9 protein-coding genes are annotated in these 9,477 nt (G+C 69.9%); 6 read left to right on the plus strand and 3 right to left on the minus strand.

The window, feature by feature from the left end; translation table 11 throughout:
* The 4 genes from AC5LSR_RS17835 to AC5LSR_RS17850 all read left to right on the plus strand — a co-directional run.
* The coding region (locus AC5LSR_RS17835; protein ID WP_250286948.1) for a DUF427 domain-containing protein at positions 1-564 on the plus strand (564 nt) is incomplete at its 5' end.
* Positions 565-722: 158 nt separating this feature from the next.
* Positions 723-1,754: a 2OG-Fe(II) oxygenase family protein gene (locus AC5LSR_RS17840; protein ID WP_250286945.1), complete on the plus strand. Its 1,032-nt coding sequence runs from the start codon at positions 723-725 to the stop codon at positions 1,752-1,754.
* A 181-nt stretch (positions 1,755-1,935) separates the two neighbouring features.
* Complete coding sequence (locus AC5LSR_RS17845; RefSeq protein WP_250286942.1) at positions 1,936-3,888, plus strand: serine/threonine-protein kinase; 1,953 nt, start codon at positions 1,936-1,938, stop codon at positions 3,886-3,888.
* Positions 3,889-4,225: 337 nt separating this feature from the next.
* Positions 4,226-4,909 carry a TetR/AcrR family transcriptional regulator gene (locus tag AC5LSR_RS17850; protein ID WP_250286940.1) on the plus strand — a complete coding sequence of 228 codons (684 nt, stop codon included), beginning with the start codon at positions 4,226-4,228 and terminating at the stop codon, positions 4,907-4,909.
* Between the two features lie 59 nt (positions 4,910-4,968).
* Here the strand turns inward: AC5LSR_RS17850 and AC5LSR_RS17855 are convergent, their stop codons facing one another.
* Positions 4,969-6,117 carry an acyl-CoA dehydrogenase family protein gene (locus AC5LSR_RS17855; protein ID WP_250292705.1) on the minus strand — a complete coding sequence of 383 codons (1,149 nt, stop codon included), beginning with the start codon at positions 6,115-6,117 and terminating at the stop codon, positions 4,969-4,971.
* Between the two features lie 56 nt (positions 6,118-6,173).
* Positions 6,174-6,446 carry a hypothetical protein gene (locus AC5LSR_RS17860; RefSeq protein ID WP_250285000.1) on the minus strand — a complete coding sequence of 91 codons (273 nt, stop codon included), beginning with the start codon at positions 6,444-6,446 and terminating at the stop codon, positions 6,174-6,176.
* 187 nt (positions 6,447-6,633) lie between these two features.
* On the opposite strand from AC5LSR_RS17860, the gene AC5LSR_RS17865 reads away from it, so the two are divergent.
* On the plus strand, positions 6,634-7,587 hold the full coding sequence (locus AC5LSR_RS17865; protein ID WP_250284999.1) for a phytanoyl-CoA dioxygenase family protein: 954 nt from the start codon (positions 6,634-6,636) through the stop codon (positions 7,585-7,587).
* A gap of 445 nt (positions 7,588-8,032) precedes the next feature.
* Entirely contained in the window at positions 8,033-8,926 is an 894-nt protein-coding gene (locus AC5LSR_RS17870; RefSeq protein WP_250284996.1) for an alpha/beta fold hydrolase, read from the plus strand.
* Between the two features lie 57 nt (positions 8,927-8,983).
* Here the strand turns inward: AC5LSR_RS17870 and AC5LSR_RS17875 are convergent.
* Positions 8,984-9,477: ATP-binding protein (locus AC5LSR_RS17875; protein WP_250284995.1), on the minus strand; the 494-nt coding region annotated here is incomplete at its 5' end.

Raw genomic sequence — 9,477 nt, forward strand, 5'->3', positions numbered from 1 at the left:
CGCAAGGGCGACGCGTCCTACTTCACCATCACCGTCGGTGATCGGAGTGCTGAGAACGCGGTCTGGGCCTACCCGGATCCGATCCCCGAGGCGGCCGAGCTCGCCGACCATGTCGCCTTCTACTGGGACAGGGCCGATGCCTGGTACGAGGAGGACGAGGAGGTCTTCGTCCACCCCCGCGACCCCTACAAGCGTGTCGACGCGCTGCCCTCGTCGCGGCACGTCGAGGTCCGTGTCGGCGGCGAGCTGTTGGCCGACACCCACCATCCGACCCTGCTCTTCGAGACCGGGCTGCCGATCCGTTACTACCTGCCCAAGCTCGACGTGCGATGGGACCGGCTGACACCGGCACCGACCCGCACCCGCTGCCCGTACAAGGGCGAAGCGCGGTACTGGTCTCACGAGAGACCGGACGGTACGCGGATCGACGACATCGCGTGGAGCTACGCCGAATCCATTCCAGAGATCCCGAAGATCGCTGGTCTTGTCGCGTTCTTCAACGAGCGGGTCGACCTGACCGTAGACGGTGTCCGCCAGCCGCGCCCCAGCACGCCCTGGTCCTGACCGGCGTATCGGCCTCGTACTTCACATATCTGTCCGCATCTGCCCGTATCTGTTGTTATTCATCCCACGGTCCGTTCGCGCCTCGCCCTGACAATTCGCTCCCGATCTCGACATCCCGGCACCGCAATCCCCGAGACATCCCCGGAGGGACATCCGCCATGAGCGACACGATTCCCGTCATCGACTTTCAGGCGGCCCTCGCCGAGGACGCCCCCGCCGGCCTGCTGCGGCGGATCCGCGACGCGGCCGAGAGCATCGGACTGATCCAGGTGGTCAACCACGGCGTCCCGCAGGACCTGATCGAGGACTTCGAGCGGCGGATCGGGCGCATCCTGCGGCTGCCCCGCGCCGAGAAGGCCACGCTCGCCAGCCCCACCGGGCATCCCTACCGCGGCTGGCGCCAGTGGCCCGACGACTTCGGCCGCCTGGAGCTCGAGCGGTACTCGATCGCCCAGTTCGACAACCCGGCCGATGCCGCCGCTGCCGGGGTCAGCCGGCGGTGGCTCGGGCTCTACGAGCACGCCAACGTCTGGCCACCGCAGGACCCCGGCCTGCGCGAGGTCACCTTCGCCTACATCGACGCGGCCGTCGGCCTGGCCCGGCGGGCGCTGGGCCTGTACGAGCGGATCCTCGGCCTGCCCGCCGGCGGCTTCCCGCACGACGAGCCCCACTACACCAGCTTTGTCGTCAACGACTACCCGACCTGGACCTACCCGGACACCGCCTCCGACGAGGACAAACTCCTGCTGCTGGAGCACACGGACACCTCGGCCGTGACGATCCTGCACCAGAGCGGCGACTACACCGGGCTGCAGGTGCAGCTACCCGACGGAAGGTGGATCCCGGTGCCTGCCGTGCCCGGCGCGCTGCAGGTGTTCTCGGGGACGATCCTCACCCGCTGGACCAACGGCCGGCTACGTCCCGTCCGCCACCGGGTCGTGGCCGGCGGCACGGTGACCCGACGGTCCATCGGGATCTTCTACCATCCGAGCCTCGACACCGTGCTCGAGCCGCTGCCGGCCTTCGCCGGCGCGGACGGCACCGGCTTCGAACCGGCGGTGCTGGGCGAGCTCACCGAGAACGGGGTCGAGGACTACCTCAGGACCTACGGCCGTCCCGATCAGATAGCGGCCTGGCGGGAGGGCCGGCCGTACGTCTCCGAGCTGGCGGAAACCTCGGCCGGACGCTGAACCGCCCAGCGGGAGGGGCGAACGGATCCGATGATGCGTGTTTCCTGGCCTGTCGGGCCAACGACCTTCCGCCTGTCATGCAACGTCGCGTGGCTAGAATCGCAACAGCTTGTGCGGAGGATATGGACGTTTTCATGATGGTGGGCGGTAGTTGGTGCCGTCCGGGGGTGAACGCCGAGCCGTGATCGTCGATCGTGCGCGGATAGGCGCCGCGCTGCCCGCCTACGAGCTGGGCACCCAGCTCGGTACCGGCGCGTTCGGGCTGGTGATCGAGGGCCGGCACCGCCGGCTGGAGCGGCCCGTGGCCATCAAGGTGCTGGCCGCGGCCCAGGAGGGCGCGGGCACCGATTTCGCCGCCGAGGCGCGGCTGCTCGCCGGTATCGACCACCCGCATGTGGTCCGGGTCTACGACTACGTCGAGACCGTGGACCTGCATCTGATCATCATGGAGCTGCTGGGCGGGGGGACGCTGACCCGCCGCCGGGTGGGCCTGCCGCCCGAGGACGCCTGCGCGGCCGGGCTGGCCGTGGCCACGGCGTTGTCCTGCGCGCACGGCCAGGGGATGCTGCACCGCGACATCAAGACCGACAACATGCTCTTCGACACCACGGGCCTGCTGAAGGTCACCGACTTCGGGATCGCGAAGATCGTCGAAGGGACGGCGGCCACCGCCAGCGCGCTCGTGGGCACCCCCGCCTACATGGCCCCCGAGCAGATCACCGGTGGCCGGCTGGGCCCGGCCACCGACCTGTACGCGCTGGGGGTCGTGCTCTACCACCTGCTGACCGGCGCGGCGCCGTTCGACCCGAAGCTGCCGGTGCGCGCGCTGTGGCAGCAGCACCTCGACGTCGTCCCAGCGTCGCCGACAGGGGTGCCCGCCCCGGTCGCGGAGGTCGTCCTGCGCGCCCTGGCCAAGGATCCGGCCGCCCGCCAGCCCTCCGCCCACGCCTTCGCCCTCGAGCTGGCCCATGCCGCCGCCGACGCCTACGGCCCGGGCTGGACCACCCGCTCCAGCATCCGGCTGCGCCTCGACGACGACATCCGTCAGGCCGCCGGCCACGTGCCGGCACCCGGCGAGCGGGTGCCGCCGACGGCCAGGTATGTACCCACAGCGCCACCGCCACCGGCTGACGCCTTCAGGCCCGCGGGGCCGCCGCCACCGGCAGGTGCCTTCAGGCCCGCGGCGGCCCCGCCACCGGCAGGTGCTTCCGACAAGGCAGACGCTTTCAGGCCCGCGACGCCACCGCCGGCGGCAGATGTCCTCAACAAGCAGGAGACACCCGCGTACCAGGCCCGTGGCCACGAGCCGCGCCTGAGAGCCGGCCGTGGCGCCGATACCGGCGCGGACAGCACAGGTATCGGCGCCGGCTATGGCGCGCAGGGCACGCAGCCGCCCTGGCCGCACCAGGCACAGCCGCCATTGCCAGGCACGTTGCCCTTCCAGCCGCCGGCCGTACCCCCTGGTGATGGCGACCGGGGCCGTAGGCCTCGGCGCCGGCTGCGGTGGGCGGTCGTGACCGCTTTCCTGCTGGCCGCCGTCATCGCCGCGGTCGTTTCCCTGGCCACCCTCACCGGCACCGGTGACGGCGAAGCCTCGCTGGCGAGCGCAGGGGCGGCCGGCTCGCGCGGCCCGATTGTTTCGCCGTCCTCACCAGGATCGTCTGCTTCGTCGTCATCGAGAGGCTCATCGGATTCGTCCGCCTCATCCGCATCATCACCTTTGCCGGTTTCATCGGTTTCGGGCGACGCCGTTTCTGGAGCCGCCGGAGGCGCCAGTCCGTCGGCGCTCTCCGGGACGAGGCCATGGTCCGAGGCGACCGCGGTGCTGACCGCGACGGACGGCGTGGCCACCTCGGTACGGGCCGAAACACTGTCCTACTGCATCTCCGTGGGGCACGGCATCACGCTGTCCAGCGGCCAGGACATCCCGTTCGAGAAAATGAGAAGCATAGAGGTGCTGCGCTCGGACGAGCAGTTCACCCCGAACGGCAAGGCCGACCTGGTCGTCACCCTGCTCACCGGCCAGACGGCGCGGGGTGGCATCGGAACCGGCTGCGATTTCTTCGGCACCAACGACCTGGGCCGTTTCAGCATCTACCCGAACCGCCTGAAGCGAATAGACTTCCAGCGATAGAATCCCGGCCGGGCCGTGGACGCTGTCCGCGGGCTTCCGTACGGGCACGATCCGGACGAGTTCGTCGTTCGGTACGTTTTTCGGCCCGGCTGGCGTACATGGCAACAAACATACGGCGATCTTTTTCGCAGCCTGTCAACGAATGTCGTCACCGGCGTGGCCGCTGATGATTAGCTGACCGTTGCTCCGTGTGTGTCCGGCGGCGGGCGGACGTTGCCCGCGCGATCCGGGGCCGGCCGGGTACGGCTTCGGGGCGGTCGCGATCTTCCTGTGTCCGGTGTCCTGTGCTGCCGCGTCGGGCCGCCGTGTCCGCTGGGCCGGTAACGTTGTACTGGTCATGACCGTGTCCCTCGACGGCCATCCGTGGCCGAGCTCCGGCAGCCGCCGTACGTCTCGGCAGTCCGACCTGTTCGACCGGCTCGTCGAGATTTTCCTGCGTGAGGGGTTCGCGCACTTCACACTTGCTGATCTTGCCGCGCGGCTGCGCTGCTCGAAGTCGAGCCTTTACACGCTGGCGCACAGCAAGGAGCAGCTTGCCGTCGCGGTCGTCGTCCACTTCTTCCGTGCCGCCGCGGCCGAGGTGGAGCGGCGGGTGGCCGAGGTCGTGGATCCGGGTGCGCGGGTCGGCGCTTATCTGGCGGCCGTGGCGGAGGAGCTGAAGCCGGCGTCCGAGGCCTTCCGGCGGGATCTCGCAGCCTTCCCGCCGGCCCGCGACGTCTACGAGCTCAACACGCGGGTCGCGGCGGCGCGGATTCGTACGCTCGTCGCCGAAGGGGTGGCCGGCGGGGCTTTCCGTGATGTGCACGCGTCCTTTGTCGGGCATGTCGCGACCCTTGCGATGGTCGCCATTCAGCAGGGCGAGATCGCGGGTGTCACCGGCCTCTCCGATGCCGACGCCTACGCCGAGCTGGCGAAACTGCTGCTGCACGGGATCGTCCAGGACGCGGATACGGACGCGGATGCGGACGCCGCCGAACAGCCTTGCCTGACCGAACGGCCAGCGGCCTGCCCGGCTGACTGACGGTGTGAACGGAGTGGCGGCCCGCCGGGGCGCGCGTGCCGGGCCGGGGCGAGGAGCTGTCAGGAGCAGGCGAGGTGCCGGCTGATGACCAGCCGCTGGATCTGGTTGGTGCCTTCGAAGATCTGCATGACCTTGGCTTCGCGCATGTACCGTTCGACCGGATAGTCGTGGGTGTAGCCGGCACCGCCGAACACCTGGACGGCGTCCTCGGTGACTTTCATGGCGGCGTCGGTGGCGACCAGTTTGGCGATGCTGGCCTGGCGGGAGAACGGCAGCCCAGCGTCGCGGCGGCGGGCGGCGGCGAGCGTGGTGGCGCGTGCCGACTCCACGGCGGCGGCCATGTCGGCGAGCAGGAAACCGAGCCCCTGGTGCTCGATGATCGGTTTGCCGAAGCTCGTGCGCTGCCGGGCGTAGGCGACCGCGTCGTCGAGGGCGCGCTGGGCCAGGCCGACGGCGGTGGCGGCGATCCCGAGACGGCCGGAGTCCAGCGCGGACAGGGCGATCGACAGCCCCTGCCCGGGCTGTCCGACCAGCCGGTCGGCGGGCAGCCGGACGTCGGAGAAGTTCACGATGGCGGTGGGGGAGCCCCGCAGCCCCATCTTCCGCTCCGGCGGCTGGGCGGTCAGGCCGTCGCTCGTGGCGTCGGCGACGAAGCAGGAGATGCCGCCGGAGCGGTCGTCGGAGGTGCGGGCGAAGACGGTGTAGAAGTCCGCCGCCCCGCCGTGGGTGACCCACGCCTTGGTCCCGGTCAGCAGGAAGCCGCCGTCCGTGGTGGCGGCCGCGCGGGTGCGCATCGCGCTCGGGTCCGAGCCGGCGTGCGTCTCGGACAGGCAGTAGGCGCCCAGCAGGTCGCCATCGAGCAGCCGCGGGAGCAGGGTCGCGCGTTGTTCCGGGCTGCCGGCGATGGCCAGCGGGTAGCAGGACAGCGCGTGCACACTGACGCCGACGGCGACCGCCGCCCACCGGTAGGCGATCTCCTCCAGGACCTGCAGGTACACTTCGAACGGCTGGCCGCCGCCGCCGGCCTCCTCGGGGTAGGGCAGGCTGAGCAGCCCGGCCCGGCCCAGGACGGTGAACGCGTCGCGAGGGAACCGGCCGGCCTCCTCCCACTCGGCCACCCGCGGCTCGAGCTCCTTCTCCGCGATCGTGCTGGCGAGTTCGACCAGTTCGCGCGCCTCGTCCGAGGGCAGCTGACGTTCCGCGGGCATCCGGGCCTCCTGACGACTCGGAGAGTCGATACTCGAAGTCGTACCAGAGTACTGCTTCATTCCTTTTCGGCAGGTGGGCCCGGCTGCCGTGGACTGTCTCCGCCGTCGACGTAGCCGTAGGAGACCGAACCGGAAGCAGCGGCTTCCGCGATCATCTGCTCGGTGCCGGGGCCCGCCGGGGCCCCGCTGTCGATCATCAGGTGGGCGTCCGTCCAGCGGTCGTTCGAGCGGTCGTTCGGCGGATGAATCAACGGCGCCGGTGCCGACGGGGCCGCTCCGGCGTTCTTGCCGTGTGGATGATGCCGGTGCCGCCATGCCATAACACCCACCGCCGCTGACCTGCGGCTACATGTTGCTTTCGTCCGAGTTCTCCAATTCGGGCGTTGTTCTGCGCCGCGTCCCATAAAATCACATGGTTCGCTGTCACGCTCGTCGATGCGAGAAAGGTCAGGATCAGGTGTGGGGGAACTCGCCATTGTCACCGGCGCTTCGCTGGATTCGTCAGGTATCTCTGGGGTGAATTATATCGACCAGGCAGGTGACCGGCATTATGCGTCGTCGGATCCGGTGGCCCGTGGTGCGCACGACAGTCTGCGGCGGACGCCGGTCACCGCGAAGCGACTGACTTCCAACGGGCTGTCGATCCCTTTCGACAGCGATCGTTTCGCGTTGCTGCGTGACAGCACCCCGCTGCTGTCCAATCCGGTTGCGCTCCGGCGCCGGTTCCACGAGGACGGCTATCTGCACCTGCGCGGCGCGCTCGATCCGGACGAGGTCCGCGCGCTGCGGGCCGGCTATTTCTCCCGGTTCGACCCGGTCTACCTGAAGCCCGGGACCGAGCCGGTTCACGGTGTTTTCTCCGGGCAGCTGCCGCCGGGCCTCCCGCCGCACGGCTGGCCGGGCCATCCGGCCCACAGCTTCGTCCGTTCAGCCGCTTTCAGCCGGTTCATAAAGAACCCGCAGCTGCTGCGCCTGGCCGAGACACTGCTGGAGGCCCCCGCGGTTCTGCTGCCGCGGCATATTGTCCGGCATTTCCACCGTGGGTCGCTCACCGCGACCCGCGCCCATGCGGACTTCGACTACCTCGACGCGGGCTCCGACCGCCTGGTGACGATGTGGATACCGTTGGGTGACTGCTCGGTCGAGACCGGCGGCATGGTCTACCTGGAGGGGTCGCACCGGCTCAGCCGCGAGAAGCTGGCGCCCCTGCGTGCGGTGACGGACCGCCCGGGCGATCCCCGGCCGATCAGCCACGACCTCTTCTGGGTCTCCAGCCAGCTGGGCCTGCGATGGATGCACGTCGTCAGCAGGGCCGGCGACATCACCCTGCACAACTCGCACCTCATCCACGCGTCCCTGGACGTCACAGGGGACGTGATGCGGCTGTCCACCGATCTGCGCTTCGCCCGCCGTGGCGACACCATTGACCACCGCTGGACGATCCCCTGGTCGGGCGACGACGGGAACTGAGAGCTCGGCATCCTCCCCCGTGCCGCTCCAGGCGCGGTGGCGCTGCTACAGCGGTCACGAAGCGGCTTAAGGACCGGTACGCGGGCCACCGCGCGGCGGCGTCGGGACCATGGCGAACAGCGATGCTCTACAGCGATGCTCTCACCGGCCCGGGCCCGAGCGTCGGAACAGCGGCCGGCGGCGTATCCGGAGCGGGAATATCCAGCGTGGAGCGCGATTCCACCAGAAGTGCGGAAAAATCTTGCGAAGACCGCTCCTCGCATATCGCTCACATCAGGGCCTGTCCTGCCCACTGGTCGCGGAGATGCCGAACAGTATCCTGATGACGTCAGCACGGACAGGCATGTGCGGTAGGAGACACGGCGTGCAGAATGACCCACGATCGATTTCGTCCACGGGTGACGAGCCGGATTGTGCCAGGGTCACCACCGACACCGGCGAACCGGTGACGATACGTATTCCCGCGGACGGGGTCGAGCTGGTCGGCGATGCCTACGGCGACCCGGCCGCCGCCCCGGTCCTGCTCCTGCACGGCGGCGGCCAGACCCGTCATTCCTGGGGCACGACCGCCCGTATGCTCGCCCGTGACGGCTGGTACGCGCTCACCATCGATCTACGCGGGCACGGCGACAGCGGCTGGTCGCCCGACGGGATCTACCCCCTGAGCCGGTTCGCCGCCGATGTCGTGGCGGCCGTGCGGTGGACGGGGCGGGCGCCCGTGCTCATCGGGGCATCCCTCGGCGGCATTGCCTCGCTGACGGCTCTCAGGCAGCATCCCGATCTCGCGGCTGGTGTCGTCCTGGTCGACGTCTCACCGTTCCTGCAGGCCGCCGGTACGAACCGCATCCGGGAGTTCATGACGGCCAGGCCGGAGGGCTACGGCTCCCTGGACGAGGTCGCCGACGCCGTCGCGGCCTATCTCCCGCAACGGCCCCGGCCGCGCAACATCAGCGGCCTGCGCAAGAACCTCCGCCGGGTCGACGGCCGGTGGTTCTGGCACTGGGATCCCGCTTTTCTGCGTGATACCAGCAATCAGCTGTCCCAGCGCGGGCACGTGGTCATGCCCGGGCTCGAGGAGGCGGCCGTCTCGCTGCGGATCCCGACTCTGCTCGTGCGCGGCGGCAGGTCGGACGTACTGAGCGTCGACGATGCCCGGCGTTTCCTTGAGCTGGTTCCCCACGCCGAATATGTCGACGTGGCCGACGCCCATCACATGGTCGCCGGCGACGACAACTCGGTCTTCGACCAGGCTGTCCGCGACTTCTTCGACCGGCGTGTCCGTTCCCGCCAGCGTCTCGGCCTCGGCACGGCCCCCCGCCCTCGTCGTGACGCGCGGTGAGCGCGCCGTGGGCCTCATGCGGTGAGCGTGCCGTGGGCACCGGGCCACTGCGCGGTGTCAGATGAGCTGTTCGGCCCAGATGCTCTTGCCGGTGCGGTTGTAGCGGGTGCCCCAGTGGTGGGTGAGCTGGGCGATGAGGAACAGGCCGCGGCCGTTCTCGTCGAGGGTGCGGGCGCGGCGCAGGTGGGGGGCGGTGCTGCTGGCGTCGGAGACCTCGCAGATGAGGGCGCCGCGGTCGCGGATGAGGCGCAGGTGGATGGGGCCGGTGGTGTGGCGGATGGCGTTGGTGACCAGTTCGCTGACGACGAGGGTGGTGGTGGGGATGACGTCGGGCAGGTTCCAGGCGGTGAGCTGGCGGATGGTGTGGGCGCGGGCGTGGGCGACGACGGCGGGGTCGGCGGGCAGGTCCCAGGAGGCGACCTGGCCGGCGGTGAGGGTGTGGGTGCGGGCGAGCAGGACGGCGACGTCGTCGTCGGCGGCGGGCCGGTCCGGCAGCAGAGTAGCGAGTATGTGATCACATGTGGTCTCGAGAGTGGGGGCAGGCGTGGACA

It is taken from the genome of Protofrankia sp. CiP1_Cm_nod4 (assembly GCF_982290645.1).